A 15,642-nucleotide genomic window follows, 5' to 3' on the forward strand; every position below is an offset into this window, starting at 1 on the left:
GCTCGATTCAGGGGCCGAGTTGGGCCGTTGCGGCGTCGATTTCTTTCATGGTGATGTTCTCGCTGCCGCTTTGGATCGCGATGACGGCGGCGGTGGAGATGACGTAGGTGAGGGCTTTGAAGTAGCCGCCGGTGCGCTGGTGCAGTGTGACGGCGTGTTTACTCAGGGCGTTCTCCTCCAGCCGGTACAGGCTCAGATCGGCCTCGAAGCTCGCCAGGACGCGCCGGAAGGTCTCGTCGTCCTTGGTGTCCAGGGGCAGGGGGTGCAGCCAGGTCACCGGCAGCAGGGCGGTGGGGGAGGGCGAGACGGGTTCGGCCGGCCGTCCCCACCGTTCGAGCCGTACGCGGTTCTCCTCACTGACCCGGATCAGGTCTCCGGTCAGGATGCGGGCCTGGTGCAGGCGGTGGCTGGCGCCGGTGCCGCAGAACACGATGGAGATGCCCAGCTTGTCGCGCAGGTAGTCGAAATAGGGCAGCACGTTCGCCAGGTGCTGCGGGGAAGCGCGGTTGATGTCGTCGATTAGGAGCAGGCGGGTCTGTGCGGTCTCCAGGACGTAGTTGACCGGCAGGGTCACGTCCTGGTGGCGGCGCATCTCCAGGACTTCCGCCAGGCTTTTCGGCTCGGGGTTGAGCCCCAGGTAGGAGCCGATCTCCCAGAGCCAGTTCACCCTTGGCTCAGGGTCTGCGGGGGTGGTGATGTGCACCACCGGGATGGTGTTCGCCTGCCTGCCGTTCGTGGCGGCTTCGATTTCTCTTTGGGCGGTGCGTCCGATCGCCCGCAGCAGACAGGTCTTGCCCGTGCCCGCGGGCCCGTCGATGACGTGGTCCATCAGCCCGTCACGGCGCCCGCTGTTGCCGTGGACCGCCTTGACGACCATGTCCTGCATGTGGGTCATCGCGTCGGTGGGCACCATGCGCAGATGCCGGTGGTAGGCGATGGCCTGTTCGTCCTCCTTCCTGTCCGCAGCGGGACTGCTGCCCGGCGCCAGTGCGGGCGGGTCCACGTCCTCGTCGACGAAGTGGGTCCAGCCGGTGAGCTGGAACAGCGGCAGCGGCCGCATCGGGGTGTCCTGTAGCTGTTGACGCAGGCGTGCTTCACGTTTGTTGCGTAGTTCGACGGATGCCTTCATCACGCTTCTCTCTCGTCACGGTCCTGCCTCGCATTGGCAGGCCGGCCCCGGGCCGGAAGTCCTGCCAGGGGCCGGCCGACGGGTGCCGGATCGTTCACGGCTGTAAGTCGTCGCCTACGCCTCCCACACGTCGCCTTCAATCTCGCCACCGACATCACCGTCTGGATCGAGGTCGTCGACGAGCTCCGCGTCGACGACCTCGCAGACATCTGTCGGCCCTCCGGCCGTGGAGCCGTCCGCAGGCCCGTCACCGTCGCCGTCGTCGGAGAAGAGCGCTGCCAGCGGATGCGGAGCTTGTTCGCCTTCCAACGGCTCCGTGCCACCTGTGCCTGAGCGCAGCGCCGGTACAGCGTCTACGGCCAAAGGGGCCCAGGGAGAGATGGGCTGCGCCGGATAGGGCCGCAGTGTCGACAGGTCGAACTCCTCCAGATCTGCGTAGGGGTCCCGGGACGGTTCCTCGGTCTCCAACTCCAGGCCCTGGAAGATCGGTTCTTTCCCGGTGCGCTTGGGCGGCGGCCTGCGACTGCGGCGGCGCCGGTCGCGCTGCGCCAGGGACAGGGCGATGGCTTCCTCGTCCTTCTCGCTGCCGCCGGCCGCATGGTGCTGCTCGGCGTGTTCCTGCCACATGTCGGCGGTCCACGGGTCGGTGAGCAGGTGCCGCAGCCGGAAGTCGCACGTCACCCAGGTGCCCGCTGTGTGGTCATAAAGCCACACCCGCTCGGGACGGTAGGGGTTGAAGCGGCATTCCCACTGGCCGTTGCGGCCGGGCAGCTCTGAGCTGCCGCGCAGGAGGATCTCCCTGTAGTGCCCGGCGTCCTGCGCGATGGGCTGGTAGGTCCGGTAGTTGATCATGAAGCCGCCCTTGCCGGGGGTGACCCACCGCGGCAGCAGGAAGAAGCGGTTCTGGGCAGGGGAGAGCGGCACGGCCCGGTAGCCGCTGCGGGCCACCTGGACGGCGTACATGCCGTTGGGCGACAGCACGACGCCCGGCCGGAACGGGTCGCGCAGCCCCGCATCGGGGGTCTGCTGGTACTCCAGAGCCACCCATTCCTGAGCCATCTGCTGGAGTTCGGCGATCGTGTACAGCGGCATGCGGTCGATACCGCGGCCGCGTTTCTTGTGGCTGCGGCCCTGCCAGCCGTGCCGGACGTGCTGACTGAAGCGGTGCGCGAGGGTGATGAAGAAGCGCTCGACGAGCGGCTTGTCGGGAGCGCTCCTCTTGCGCGCGGGGCGGCGGGCAATACGCAGCCGGTCGCAGACCTCGGTGAAGTGCTCGCTCACATAAGGGCTGCCCTGGTCGTAGATGATCAGTTCGGGGCGGATGACCGGGCGGGCGGCGGTAGCCTCCGTGAACCGTGCGTCCGCCGCCGAGAGCGCTCCGAACGGCAGGCTGGAGGTGGCGGCCGCGCTGAGCGGGTCCCAGCCGGGCATCACTGGCCAGGGCGCGAGAGCCTGGGCCAGCATCAGGGTCAGGTCGATCGCGCGGGTCGCCTGGCCGGGCTGTCCGCTCTCGGCGTCCTTGGACCGGCTGGGCGTGATCATCAGTGCGCAGAGGCTGTGGTTGGCCACGTCGATCAGCGTGGTCATCTCCGTGGAGGTGGGCCGACCGTCGTCGCCGCGGGCCAGGAGCCGCAGTGGTGTCGTGTCGACCTGAGTGACCTGTCCGGGCCGCAGCACGGCCTCGCGCCCGCCGTGGGGCAGGGGCGGAGTGGCGGCCAGAGCGGCGCGGGCCCGGGTCGGCCGGTCCAGGGCATCGGCCAGGCTGGATTCCTTCATCCGCAGGTAGAAGGTGGAACGGGAGGGCATCAGCGCGGCCACGGCATCCGGATCGCCGAGTTCTGCACCGTAGCGTGAGTGCAGCAGATCCTCGACCTCTTCGCGGATCAGGTCGATGGTCACGTCCGAATCGTGCGCGCGCCGGGCCACCACATCTTGCATGGCGGTCAGGCAGCGCGGATCGGTGAAGCCCCCTGGCCGTCTGTCCCGCGCGGCGGGCAGCAGGACGACCGGGTTCTCTCCGGCCGCTTTCCACTTTCGTCGTTTGTCGGCGAGGGTGTGGGCGGAGTAGCCGATGCCGTCGGCGGCCAGCCGCGCCGACATGGCAGCGCACCGCTGGGCCAGCGTCGTTCCGGGCCCGAATCCCTGCTCATGCTCGCTCCGGCCCGGCGCCAGACCGGTGTCGATCTCCACCATGCGCTCCTGCCAACGAGCAGCTTCGTCCTCCTGGTCCTCCCGCCGCTCCCACGTCCTGTGCACCGAGATGTCCGCAGTCGGCGCTGCGCCGCCGGCGAGGACGGCGAAGTCTTCCGCTCCCACCAGCCACCGGTACGACACTGCCCGCGGCGTCTCCGCACTGTCCTGCGGCACCAGCGTGACCAGAGGTCCTTGCCACTCCGCCACCTCCCACTCATGCCCCTGCCAGTGCACTCGCGCCCCGATGGACAAAGCCCCCGTACGCCGACTCTCGCCTGTTCCCGCCACGCGCCCCCTCATTTCCGGTCCTCAGGCTGTCCACGCCTCGGCGTCGGGCAGCAGCGGCTGCGCGTTGTCAAACAGCAGCCGCCGCTGCCACAGCATCCGGTAGGCGAGGTCGAGGCCCGTCAGCTCGTCCAGCCCGCTTGTGGCCACCCCGGCCCGCAGACCCGTCGGCGACCTGAACGCCTCCAGCAGCGCCCGTCCCGGGCCCTCTTCGCCAGCGGAAGGAAACCGGTAGCCGGCCAGCCATGTCAGATTGCGCCTGCGCACCCCTGACGGCTCGCGCACTTGCCGCACCCGCCAACCAGCCTCCCGAGCCACCTCCTCAAGCACCTGAAGCCTCGAGGAAGGCACGCCCTCCGCGCCGGGCGGCTTCAACACCAGCACTTCGCGTGTCCCATTAGTCGTCCGCGCCACGAAATCCGGGCGCCAGCGGCGCTCGCGGCCTCCCGCCCGCCACCTCAGCTCCACCGGACCGGCACTGAACGCCGCCCAGCCAGGCTCGAAGTCGAGCTCCACTGCCAGCCGCCACTGCCGCAGGCTGCCGCACACCACCGTCTGCTCCCGCGTCGCCACCGGCCAGTACGTGATGATGCCCTTGCGGCCCCGGTACGGCACCGGTTCGCTCACCGGACCGAACTCCTCCAGCGCCACCTCTCGCAGTGAGGCCGCACTGCACGCGCGCACCGGCTCGTAGGGCTCGCGGTACAGAGCCACGACATCCTGCCCCGCGCCCGGCACCCCCTTGCCGTCCAGCAGCGCGCCGGAGGCATTTACCGCGCTCACCCAGGCCGCCGCATGCCGCCGCGCCGCAGCCCGGCCCCGTATATCTGCCCGGCCCGCTCCTCCTCCAGCATCGGCCGCTGCCCGTGCGCAGACCAGATGGCGAAACTGCACGCCAACTGTCCTTGTACTGACAGTGGCTGATCAAGGGCGAACAGGATGGCTTCCAGCACTAGTTCCTCCAAGGCCAGTGCAGGTCAGACGCGGGCGCGGCCGGGCACCCGCGGCTGCCAAGGCCGGTTCAGGTCAGGCATGATCGTGCTTCCAGCGGGCCTGTAGGTGAGACGAGCCGGTTGTGTCCCGGTGCAAGTGGCAGCCGTTCCTGCTTGGTTCTGGTGGCCGGCTGCGTTTCCGTGTCTGCAGGGACGGTCGCGGCCGGTGTTCGGTGGCGGTGCAGCCAGTCCAGCAACGGGCCCCTGCCTGCCTGGGCATCCAGTTCCCACACCTCCATCAGCGCCTCGGCCTTGCCGAGCCACCGGGCGCGGGCATTGGTGTCCCGGATGTCCGACTGCTCGAACTCGGCCATCAGCTGTGCGAGCCGTGCCGCTTCCGGGTAGATCACCAGTGGCATCACCCGGCTACTGCGGTCCTCCAGCCCGCATGCCCACGCCCGGTGGACCCAGCGCAGCACCATGGGCATCGCCCGCCACCAGTCCGCCGCTACCTGGAAAGCGTCGGCGAACAGCTCCGCACCTGACCGGCCGAACTGCTTGTGCAGCCGGGCACGCTCCAGGTGTGCGGTGACGACCTCGGGAAGCTCCTTCAAGGGCAGCTCGTCCTGCGGCTCCGTCCTCGAGTCGTCGCACCACCGCCGGTGCCGGGCACACACCCGCCAGCTGTCCGACATCAGCCACCAGGCCGGCTCCCTGACCCCGCGGACCTCCGCACATCTCGTGCAGCAGCGTACGAGATGACCCTCGGACGGCTGCCAGGGCCACTTCCACACCGCATCCGCGTTACCGGGCAGAAGATGGCGCGTGGCAAGCCCGGGCAGTGCCCGCCGCAACACGGCCGCCGGTTCGCCGGCCAGCATGGCCAGATACTCAAGGCCCGGCCCGTTCACGTACATCTCGGTGCACTGCGGATACTTCGCCACGCGCGCCGCATCGTCCGACGACGATCCCGTGCCCTGGCCCACGCGCTGAAGGAAATCCGCGAGCCCCAGCCCGTTGGCGTGGGCCAGCCGGTTCACGAACGACCCCGTCGACTCACCGGGCAGAGGCTGGACCCGGAGCGGCAGGGGCTGACGCGGACCGTAGAGCCCCGGCATCTGCAGTACCACGCCGTTCCCCCTCTTCTTCGACCGCCCCGCACGCCTGTGTTCTATCGTCGCCAGGCGCCGTACAGCTTGGTCAAGCGTCCTTAACTCCTTCGGGTGAACCAGGTCGCAACGCCCCGACAGCCTCCACGGCACGGGTCTGACTCTTGATCCGCAACGTGACGATCCGCTGCCAGGAGGGCATCGTGGCCACGCTGACGAGCAACGGCCTCAGAACACCACTACGCGGCCACCAGACACTCGCCGTCGACGCCTGCGTCCACGAGTTCACCGACGGCGCTCCCCGCGTGAGCGTCGTCATGGCCACCGGAACGGGCAAGACCCTCGTCGCCCTCAACACCGTCCAGGAGACCGCTCCCCAGGGCAACGCGCTGGTGGTGATGCCCACCCTGGACCTTCTCGAACAGACGGCCACCGTCTGGCAGCAGGAAGGCCGACAGGGGATCTACCTGGGCTACTGCGGGCGCGACGACCCTCAGGTCCGTCCGCTGCGCGGCGTTCTCACCATGATCCATGACCCGGGCGAACTCGCCCGTCACGCCTCCCTGACCGACGGCCCGGTGAACGTCTTCTGTACCTATCAGTCGCTGAACAACCTGGCCCGAGCCCACCGCGATCACCACCTGCCGCGCTGGGGCATCGTGATCTCCGACGAGGCTCACCGCACCGCTGGCAACCGCCACAAAGCCTGGGGCGTCATCCACGACAACGACGTCCTGCCCGCCCGCCACCGTCTCTACATGACCGCCACTCCGCGCGTCTTCGACGAGAAAGCCGGCTCACACGTTGCGATCGGCTGCGAAGTGGCCTCCATGGACGACCACAGCCTCTACGGCCCCGTCGTCTACCGCATCTCTCTCGCCGAAGCGATCGACCAAGGCCTCCTCGCGGATTACCGCATCGTCGCCGTTGAGATCAGCGACGCCGAGCTGCACCGCGTCCTGCGCTACGCCTCCATCGCATCCGCCGGAGCCGAAGGACTGCGCGTGGCAGCCGCCCAAATCGCCCTGCTGCGTGCTCAGAAGCGATACGACCTGCGGCGGACCCTGACCTTCCACCGCCTCATCGCATCCGCCGGCGTGTTCGCCGAGACCCTCCAAGAAACAGCAGCGCTCATGCCCGTAGCGACGCAAGCGCCTCTCCTCGCCGGCACCGTCAACGCCAAGCAGACCCCCGCTGCCCGCCGCCAGGCACTCGAAGCCTTCGCATCCGTCCCGATCAACAGCCCCAGCCCCGACACCACCCCTCAACGAGCGGTCCTGACCAACTGCCGCTGCCTGGGCGAGGGCATCGACGTCCCCAGCACCGACTCGATCCTCTTCGCCGACTCCAAGCAGAGCTCCCTCGACATCACCCAAGCCGTCGGCCGCGCACTGCGCCAGAACCCCGGCGACGACAAGATCTCCACCATCATCGTCCCCGTCTTCATGGAACCCGGACAAGAGCTGGAGGAGGGAGTCAAAGGAACCCGCTACCGGCTCCTCTACCAGGTCCTCATCGCCCTGAGCACCTACGACGAGCACGTCATCCACCGTGTCGACTGGGCTATCTCCGACGACTCCGAAGAAAACCTGGGAGTCGCCGCCCGGCCCGAACGCGCCGACGAGATCATCCCCCTGCTCGACCTCCAGGCCACCGGAGCACCCAACCGGGTATGGCAGATCGGATTCGAAAGTGCCCAGCGCTACTTCGACACCTACGGCCACCTCAACGTCCCCAGCCGCTACCTCGGCCCCGACCACTTCTACCTCGGCTGGTGGCTCGGCCGCCAGCGCTCCCTGCGCATCAACCACATGCTCCTGCCCGAACGCATCGAACAGCTCGACACCCTCGGCATGATCTGGCCCCACCCCCACCACAGCATCGAGCACAAGCTGCAGATCGCCCGGGACTACAAAGCCCGTCACGGCCACCTCGCCCCGCACCTCGAAGAAACATTCGGCGGAATCCGTCTCGGCCGCTGGATCGCAGACCGCCGCCGGGAGGCGAGCCAGCGCATCCTGCCCTATGGCTATCAGCGTGCCCTGAACGAGATCTACCCCTGGTGGAACACCCACTGGCCGAAACACTGGCACCATACCTACGCCCAGGCCCTTGCAGCCGCCCGCGCCGGCAACCTCCCGTTCCCCGACCTGCGCCCCGACACCGACGAGACCCTCCTCACCCGCTGGCTCGACACACAGATCGACGCCCTCCCCACCCTCCACAGAGACCAGCACGAACTCCTCGGCACACTCCCGCTGCGCCACCCCCTGGCCCTGCTCCTTCGCCGCCCCCGCGGCCATGCAGCGTGGGCCTTCGCCAGAGGACTGCGCGCGGCACGCGCCTTCTGGCGCAGCCATCAGCACCTTGAAGTCCCCTACGACTACCTCTGCCCCGACACCGGACTTCACCTGGCGACCTGGATCGCCGACAAACGCCGCGACCCACTGCGCCTCACCCACGAACAACGCCATGCACTGGAAGCCCTGGACATCCGCTGGATCCGGTGACCGACATCCTCGGCCACGATCAATCCAGCTGCCTGAGACCATGTTGAACAGTGCCGGTCCCTTCCACCACGGCGGCAGCCGAGTCCTGCCTGACCAGGTCGTGCAGCACCTTGATGTGCAGGGGGTCGGCGAACGGAGTGCCGGTTTCCATGGCCGTGAGCGCGGCGGGGACTCGCGTCTCCACAGATCCTCGGCAGACGCGGAGTCGAACGCCACGACGCCCTTGGCCGTGCGCACGCCTCGGGCCCCTCCGGGGTCGGCGGAGGAGCATGTGTCGGGGAGGCGTGCGGTGGCTGCTGCCTGTGTGCGGGTCGGCGGCATCACCGGGTGGCGAGCCGGGACACCCGTTGCTTCGGGCGGGGGCTGCGCTATGCCGATCCGGGCCCGGGCAGCGTACGGCGCAGACGGTCCACGATCTCCCGCCACTGGCGGGCCTGTTCCCGTGACGGGAACCACGCCTCGGTCCGATCGCGGTCCAGGCTGGTGAATTCCTCCAGCTCGACCGCCAACTCCGAGCCGTCCCCGCCATCCTTGCGGGCCACAGCATGCACCTGCCCTGCCAGATCGTGCAGCCGGTGCGCAGCGCGGTAGTAGGCGACCTGGTCGTGGTCCAGGCGGCGTATTGCGTATCCGCCGCACTTGCTGCAGGGGTCGAAGTCCTTGCTGCCCATGAGTTCCTCGAGGGTCACCAGGTCGTCGTCTCGGCCGACGCCGTGCTCCGGACGCCGGTGGGCGCAGCCGGGGGAGTGGGCACGGCCCTGATACTGGCCGGCCGCGTCGGAGGTGTACACCTGCACCCGGGCGAGCACGCCAAGCGGCAGCCCCGACCCGTGCCGCCAACCGGTCTCGGTGTCGGGTTCGAAAGGCTGCAGGTCCAGCTGCTCCATGGCCAGCAGACCGTGCCAGACCGCGGCGGCGAAGGGACGGCGCGCAAGGCCCCGGTCGTCGTACCCGGCAGTCTCCAACTGGCGCAGATCGGCCATGCCACGCGCCAGAGCCAGCGACCGCATCGCGTGGCCCACGTCCCGGCGCCCCGCGCACAGCCGCACCAGCAGCCTTTCGCCTTCCGCCACACCCAGTCCGGCGCCGAACGCCGCGTGATGCGGATCGTAGACACGCTCGGGCCAGATCTCCCCGTCTTCCGGCACGTCCTGACCGGGAACGGTGGGCCGACTATCGAAGAGGGCGTCGGGCAGGTCACTGGCGCCCGCAATGATGACGCCTCGCCATCCCGCAGCGCAGCGCTGTTCCAGGACGCTCAGCGCCACGACCTCGAGGCCGGCGTCGACGGAGAAGACGACGTACAGCTGTTCCGCATCCCGCATCGCGGCACGCAGCGCACGCAGGTGCGCGAGGGTGACCGGGCGCCTGCTGCGGACCGGAGTGTCATCGAACACCCCCGGCCCGAAAGATAGTTCCGCCAGGAGAGAGGGTGCTGCCACTGTCTCGGGCGCGGGTTCGATCACGGCAGCCTTCCTCTCGGTGTAGAAGAGGCCGTGCTGCTGCGTCAGCAGGCGCGCCGCCACGGGCTCCGGTACCCGCACAGTGATGACGGACTGCGGCTGCCAGACGGTGTCAACCGTGTACACGGCGAGGACGCCCAGCTCCCACTCGTCCAACCGGTCAAGGAGTGACCTGCGGGAATCGCGCTCCGTCGCCGCGTCGTGAGGAAGGCACGCGACCAGGACCTGCTCGTCATACTTCCGCTTCACCGCCAACCGGGCACGGCTTTCCCATTCGGCCAGTACGGCCCGGGCGCGCTCGAGCATCTGATCGCGTCCCTTGCGGCGGCTGCTCATTCCGTCTGCCAGATGGTGGACGAGGTAAGCCTGTTCCCGTGGAGGATCCCAGCTGTCCTCAACCGTCCTTTGCCACCGCGACCACAGCGACAACAGCTTCTTCCTCGCCTCGGCAGGAGCGCCCAGTGGAGCGAACGCCTCGTCGTCGGCGGGGACATCCGGCTCCTGCATGGCGGCTGCCGCTGCCGCCGCCAGCAGCGCACCCTCCGTGACCAGCAGCCGGGCCTGCACCTGCACGGCGCGCAGCCGATCGGCCTTCAGCTGCAGCGCAGCCGTGGCCCACGACCTCAACCACGCGAACAGCTCCAGCTGCTGGTGCGCACGGTGCATGCTCGCCAACGCGCCGCGCCATTCACGAAACACCGCCTCGCGCACACGCCGAGCCTCCTGCAACTCCTCCCACGTGGCGTCCTCGTTGTCCTCTGCCTCGTCCTCTGCGGCGGTGTCCGTGGACACGTTGGGCGCAGGCCGGTGAAGCAGGTCGGCCGCATGCCGGACCTCTTCGTCACTGGAGGCGTCCTCGTCCGCGTCCCGGAAGCTGTCCAGCTCATACAGCAGGCCCAGCCCGGTCAGCGTGTCCAGGAAGACAGCCAGACCCGTCCCGGGCCGAGCCCAGGAGCTGTATGCCCCACACTGCGGGCACATCCGGGCGACCACCGAGGCATCCAGATGCACCTCCCGCTCGGTGGCGCGGGCGGAGCGCAGGTAGGAACACGAAGAACTGGCGTGCAGTTTGGCCTGCTTGCCCTGGGTGGACCACACGGTGATGGGCGAGCCCTCGAACGGGCCGAGCGGCACATCCGGTGTCAGCAGACCGTAGCTCATGCAAACCTCCTCCTTGACCGGCTTTGAAGCCTAGCCGCGGGGACTGACAGCAAGGGGCAGGCGGGGTCAACTGGCCTGAACGTGCTGGCCGGAGGGCTGGTGCGGTAACGCGAGCCCGAGACGAGGCCTTGCATCATCTCTGCCGCTCCCGCACCACACCATGACGATCATGAGCCGGTGAGTGGACCACCTGCGGTGGCAGGCGGCGCACACGGTTTTGCGCCAGCTGTCCGGCTCGTCATTGCGGGTACGGACGCTGCCGGGTGCCCCGCAGAACTCGCAGGTGTCCATCGACTCCGCCTCCGCCGCAGCCACCACGGCACGCAGCGCGGAACGGTCGGCCCCTTCAGCCTCCACGCCAAAGCCGCTGTCAGCGGCGGGCGTTAACTTCACGGCCATGACATCTGCATCCCGACCCGTCACCGGCGATCACGAGTTGAGACCGGCCAGAGGGATCAGCCTCAGGTCGGCCGCACCGCATGTAGCTGGTGAATGGCATCCCACCCGCAACGGTGACCTCACTCCGGACTCGATCGCAGTGGGGTCAAGCCGAAAGGTGTGGTGGCTCGGCTTGTGTGGCCACGAATGGCAGGCCGTGGTCCACAGCAGGAGCCGCGGGTGCGGATGTCCCTACTGCGGGAGGCGCAAAGTGGGCTACGGCAACGACCTGGCGGCCCGATTCCCCGAGGTAGCTTGCGAATGGCATCCCACCAGCAATGGCGACCTACAACCCGACAGCATCGCCCCCAAGTCCAACCGGAAAGTCTGGTGGCTGGGCTCCTGCGGCCACGAGTGGCAGGCCGTCGTTGCGAACCGCACCGCCAGGCGCTCCGGATGCCCGTACTGCGCCAACCAGAAGGTCGGGTACGGCAACGACCTCGCTACCCGACACCCGGAACTCGCAGCGCAGTGGCACCCCACCCGTAACAAGGACCTGACACCAAACCAAATTCCCTACGGGGCACGGCTCAACGCCTGGTGGCGCTGCGCCGGCGGCCACGAATGGCGAGCCATGGTCTTCAAACGGTCCGCAGGAAGCGCGTGCGACCAGTGCAAGCTCACCGGCGCATCTGAGGTGGAGGTGAGAGCCTTCGCCGAACTTCGCCACGTGCTGGATGGTCACCTGAAGCCGCTCAAGCGTGACGTGCGCCTGAGCACGCCCCACAGGCAGCGCCTGCGGGTGGACATGGTCCTCGGCGATATCGCGGTGGAGTACGACGGCTTCTACTGGCACAAGGACACCGGCACACGCGACCGGGAGAAGACACAGCGGCTGCAACGCGCCGACTACAAAGTGATCAGGGTGCGCGAGCACCCGCTGCCCCTGACCGGCCCCTGCGACACCACGGCGCCGAGAGCCGCGCAACCCTTCCAGGTAGCAGCGGCGGTTATGCAGAAAATGATCGACGAGGACTACCTCCCCACGGCCGCTGCGCGAGAAGCAGCCGTGACGTACATCGCCGCTGGTCGACTCGTCGCCCAGGAAGAAGCAGACCGCGCCGTCAACGCGCTGCGCGCCCAGGACCACGGAGCCAGATCCCTCGCAGCGCAATTCCCCCGTATCGCCGGGCAATGGCATCCGCACCGAAACGGCGAGCTGACCCCGGCGCAGGTCACCGCCCACTCCGGCAAAGAGGTGTGGTGGCTGTGTGTTGCAGGACACGTATGGCGCGCCAAGATCGACCAGCGTGTCGGCAAGGGAACCGGATGCGGCTTCTGCTCCGGCCGCTACGTCACCGAGACGACCTCGCTTGCGGCACGTAGACCGGATCTTGCCGCGCAGTGGCATCCAACGCTCAACGGGCCCCTCCTGCCCACGCACGTTACGCCGTATACCCGGCGCGTGGTGTGGTGGCTGTGCAGTCAGGGACACGCCGCCGAAGATTCCGTGGCCAACCGAAGCAAGGGCATGGTCTGCCAGCACTGCCCCCGCTCACGCAGAAGCCAGCGCGCCTCCTGAAGGCAGGCACTCTTCGGCTGCCCCCACTCCCGACTCACTCCCAGCGCATTCCGAGCTCGGTGAGTTCTGCGACCCGTTCGGGCGCGAGCCGTGTGCGGCGGGAGCGGCTGTTGGCGATGAACACTCCCAGTGCGTGCTCGTCCCGGCCGACCTTCTCGATATGCCGGTGGGGCACCTCCAGGTGCCCTTCCCGTTCCTGGTACTGGCGGACAGCGGCCAGGTTCGCCGCCCACACCTCAGCTCGGGTACGCCGTGGCGCCACCACACCCTGCTCACGCTCCTGCACGGGGCCGAGCCCGAGTGTTTCTCGCAGCAGCCACTGCTGCGCCGCCCCGAGGCTGTCCCATTGACGCCGCTGCCGGCTGGCCCACTGCCCCAGATCGTCACCCTGGACCACCACCTGCCCCGACACCTGAGGCAGGGCCTGCCCGCCTTGGACGTGGAGGCGGGCGAGGTGGAAGCATCGCTGCCAGGCAACCGACCACGAAGGGCACCACGACGGGTCGATGTCCTCCAGCGCCTGCCGCCGGGCCGTACTCAGCCCACCCGCCCCCTGCCCGTCCTCGCCCTGTCGCGCGGCCGCCCGCTGGTTCTTCAGCCACACCCCCACCGCGTACCCCTCCCACATGGCATCGGCCGGTGCCAGCAGGTGCCCGTGCTCCTGGGCCCATCCACGCGCCGCAGACAGCCCCTCAGCGAATGCGACCTCGGCATGCGACCAGATCATGCCGAGCTCCTCCAGCTGGCCCACGCGCTCTTCGCTGAGCTCCCCGCGCGTATGCGCACTGCGCTGCCGGGCGATCCACACCCCCAGAGCGAACCCGTCCGCAGTCCGGTACTCATACGGAACCGCCAGATCACCATGGTCACTGCGGTAGGCCAGCGCGGCCGCCAGACCCCGCCTCCAAAACTGCCTCTCCGGCTGCAACACCCGCAGACTGATGAACGCCGCCAGCTGCGCGGGATCCCGAGGCCGAGAGAACGACAACAGCTCCGCAGCCACCTTGCCCACCTCGCCAGGCACATCCACCATCCCGCCGCCCGACTGGCCCCCGGCCACCTGGGGAGCGGCCAGCTGCTCCACGGCCTGGGCGTCATGCGCCCGCAGAGCCGTGAGAACCTTCACCAGCTCCCCGTAAGCCCGCGAGACCAACATCTCGTCAGGCTGCTCACCCGGCCCGAGGAAGACAGGAACGACCAGGGAAGCCACCTTGCCTTCGCCCGGCTGCATCCGAAGCGCCCGCCCCACCGCCTGGACGATGTCGACGGCCGACCCCCGCACGTCCGCGAAGACGACGGCATCGCACTCCTTGGTATCCACCCCCTCACCCAGCACCCGCACCGATGACAGCACCCGCACCCACGCCGCCCCCGGTCCAACCTCCGGCTCCGACGCGAACTCCTCCAGCACCAGACTCCGGTGCCCAGGCTTGTGCTCCCCGCACAGCCAGTCCGCCCACACCCCATCAGCCCCCGGGTAAAGACCCGGATCGCTCTCGTGCAGCTCCTTCGCCACCCCACCCAGGCCACTGGAGAACGCCTCGGCCTCACCCGTGCGGTAATGAAACGTCAGCAACCGTCTCAACCGCCGCTCCGCAGCAGCCTTCACCACCGCCGTCTGCAAAGCCGCCAGCCGCGCCCCCCGCACCCGAGCCGTCCTGCCCGCGCCCCCAGCCAACTCGGTCACGGGCAGCCCAGGATCCGCGATGTCCACACATACCACCTGGTAACGAGCGATCAGCCCCCGCTCGATCGCCTCCGACAGCGACAGCCGGTACACCACAGGACCGAACACCGCCTCATCGTCCATCGACGCAACCAACTCACCCCCCCTCTCCGGGCCCTCCCGATCCGGCACCTCCCACAACCGCGGCGTAGCCGTCATGTACAACCGACGCAGTGCCGGCACCCGACCATCGTCATGGACTCCCGCCCAAGCCTTTCCCAACGCCCCCGACGTCCGGTGCGCCTCATCCACCACCACGAGGTCCCACGCACCCAGCCCCGCGCGATGACTTCGCTCCAGGACCCCCAGCCCCAGCGAGGCATAGGTGGCAAAGACCGTCACCGACTCCAGGCCCGAAACCCACCCCACCAACTCCGCCTCGTCGGTGGTGCACTGAAGAATCTGTGCGTCCTCGCCCGACAGCGAACAGGCACCGAACATCGGACCCCGACGCCCCGCCTCGCGCCACACCGACGCGGTCTGGGCCAACAGCCCGAGCGTGGGAACAAGAACCAGAACCCGTTGTGCACGCAGAGCCCGCGCCACGTGGACAGCGATCAGGCTCTTCCCCGTGCCAGTGGCAGCAACAACCTGGGCCCGTACCCCACCTGGTGATCCTTCAGCAGGAACTTGCGCCAAGGCTCGAACCACCGCGTCAACAGCTTCGACCTGATGAGGACGAAGCTTCCATTGAGTCGCCACAGCGCGTCACCTCTCACCCCGGGGCACCCGGTAGAGGCACTACCCGCTCAGCGTGGACTTTATCCGTGCCTATTTTTGATTGCAGACTGCTGTAGAACTCGGACCTCCACCCCACTATGACAGGGCCACTACCCACATCGTGCGGGCTTGGAAGAACAGCCCCCGTCCGAGTACATGCCGAGGCGGACACTCAACCCCGAGCAATCCTCGACCCTGTAACCAGCTGCCCGCACAGCGGGCTAGGCTTGAAGGCGAAGCCGGAAAGCCTTAGGCAGGGGAGCGAAGCGGACCTGCCCAACTGGACTGCGAAGCAGTCCAGTTCGTTGACGGGCGAGCGAAGCCACCCGTCAACGAACACTTCGTCAAGCAACCTCCGCGAAGCGGAGGTTGCTCCTGGGGGAGCGGAGCGGACCCAGGACCGCCGGGCGAAGCCCGGCGGTTTCGCTTGGACGCGCGCAGCGCGTTCCAACCC

Annotated in this window: 9 protein-coding genes and 1 pseudogene; 3 read left to right on the forward strand and 7 right to left on the reverse strand. The window is 68.5% G+C overall.

Features of this window, described 5'->3' with window-relative positions; all coding sequences use genetic code 11:
- Window positions 1-7 precede the first annotated feature (7 nt).
- The 4 genes from IF67_RS0137240 to IF67_RS0137260 form a co-directional block, all read right to left on the reverse strand.
- Window positions 8-1,129, reverse strand: coding sequence for an ATP-binding protein (locus IF67_RS0137240; RefSeq protein ID WP_199812850.1), 1,122 nt, complete (start codon window positions 1,127-1,129; stop codon window positions 8-10).
- A 114-nt stretch (window positions 1,130-1,243) separates the two neighbouring features.
- Window positions 1,244-3,529 carry a transposase gene (locus tag IF67_RS0137245; protein WP_234341622.1) on the reverse strand — a complete coding sequence of 762 codons (2,286 nt, stop codon included), beginning with the start codon at window positions 3,527-3,529 and terminating at the stop codon, window positions 1,244-1,246.
- Between the two features lie 102 nt (window positions 3,530-3,631).
- Window positions 3,632-4,390 carry a TnsA-like heteromeric transposase endonuclease subunit gene (locus tag IF67_RS0137250; protein ID WP_030993314.1) on the reverse strand — a complete coding sequence of 253 codons (759 nt, stop codon included), beginning with the start codon at window positions 4,388-4,390 and terminating at the stop codon, window positions 3,632-3,634.
- Window positions 4,391-4,628: 238 nt separating this feature from the next.
- Window positions 4,629-5,669, reverse strand: a complete 1,041-nt coding sequence (locus IF67_RS0137260) for a TniQ family protein (protein WP_199812849.1) — start codon at window positions 5,667-5,669, stop codon at window positions 4,629-4,631.
- A 182-nt stretch (window positions 5,670-5,851) separates the two neighbouring features.
- Here IF67_RS0137260 and IF67_RS0137265 point away from each other — a divergent pair, with 182 nt between their 5' ends.
- Window positions 5,852-8,158, forward strand: coding sequence for a DEAD/DEAH box helicase (locus tag IF67_RS0137265; RefSeq protein ID WP_234341623.1), 2,307 nt, complete (start codon window positions 5,852-5,854; stop codon window positions 8,156-8,158).
- Window positions 8,159-8,177: 19 nt separating this feature from the next.
- Here IF67_RS0137265 and IF67_RS45890 read toward each other — a convergent pair whose 3' ends face one another.
- Entirely contained in the window at window positions 8,178-8,309 is a 132-nt protein-coding gene (locus IF67_RS45890) for a hypothetical protein (RefSeq protein ID WP_267959246.1), read from the reverse strand.
- Window positions 8,310-8,526: 217 nt separating this feature from the next.
- Window positions 8,527-10,782, reverse strand: a complete 2,256-nt coding sequence (locus tag IF67_RS0137275) for a hypothetical protein (RefSeq protein ID WP_051819068.1) — start codon at window positions 10,780-10,782, stop codon at window positions 8,527-8,529.
- Window positions 10,783-11,179: 397 nt separating this feature from the next.
- Between IF67_RS0137275 and IF67_RS46445 the strand changes: the two are divergent.
- Both IF67_RS46445 and IF67_RS40655 read left to right on the forward strand, forming a co-directional pair.
- A pseudogene (locus IF67_RS46445) lies at window positions 11,180-11,413 on the forward strand (zinc-ribbon domain-containing protein); the annotation flags it as partial.
- A gap of 18 nt (window positions 11,414-11,431) precedes the next feature.
- The gene (locus IF67_RS40655) at window positions 11,432-12,742 is read left to right on the forward strand and encodes a zinc-ribbon domain-containing protein (protein ID WP_051819069.1); all 1,311 of its coding nucleotides are present in this window, start codon (window positions 11,432-11,434) and stop codon (window positions 12,740-12,742) included.
- Between the two features lie 34 nt (window positions 12,743-12,776).
- Here IF67_RS40655 and IF67_RS0137290 read toward each other — a convergent pair whose 3' ends face one another.
- Window positions 12,777-15,170, reverse strand: a complete 2,394-nt coding sequence (locus IF67_RS0137290; protein WP_030993325.1) for a DEAD/DEAH box helicase — start codon at window positions 15,168-15,170, stop codon at window positions 12,777-12,779.
- Window positions 15,171-15,642: the final 472 nt, after the last annotated feature.

It is taken from the genome of Streptomyces sp. NRRL S-1813 (genome assembly GCF_000719605.1).
Lineage (GTDB): Bacteria > Actinomycetota > Actinomycetes > Streptomycetales > Streptomycetaceae > Streptomyces > Streptomyces decoyicus.

Excerpts from the sequence above, each read along its gene's own strand:
- IF67_RS0137240 (WP_199812850.1), bottom strand. The coding sequence starts at position 1,129 with ATGAAGGCATCCGTCGAACTACGCAACAAACGTGAAGCACGCCTGCGT.
- IF67_RS45890 (WP_267959246.1), bottom strand. The coding sequence starts at position 8,309 with ATGGAAACCGGCACTCCGTTCGCCGACCCCCTGCACATCAAGGTGCTG.
- IF67_RS0137275 (WP_051819068.1), bottom strand. The coding sequence starts at position 10,782 with ATGAGCTACGGTCTGCTGACACCGGATGTGCCGCTCGGCCCGTTCGAG.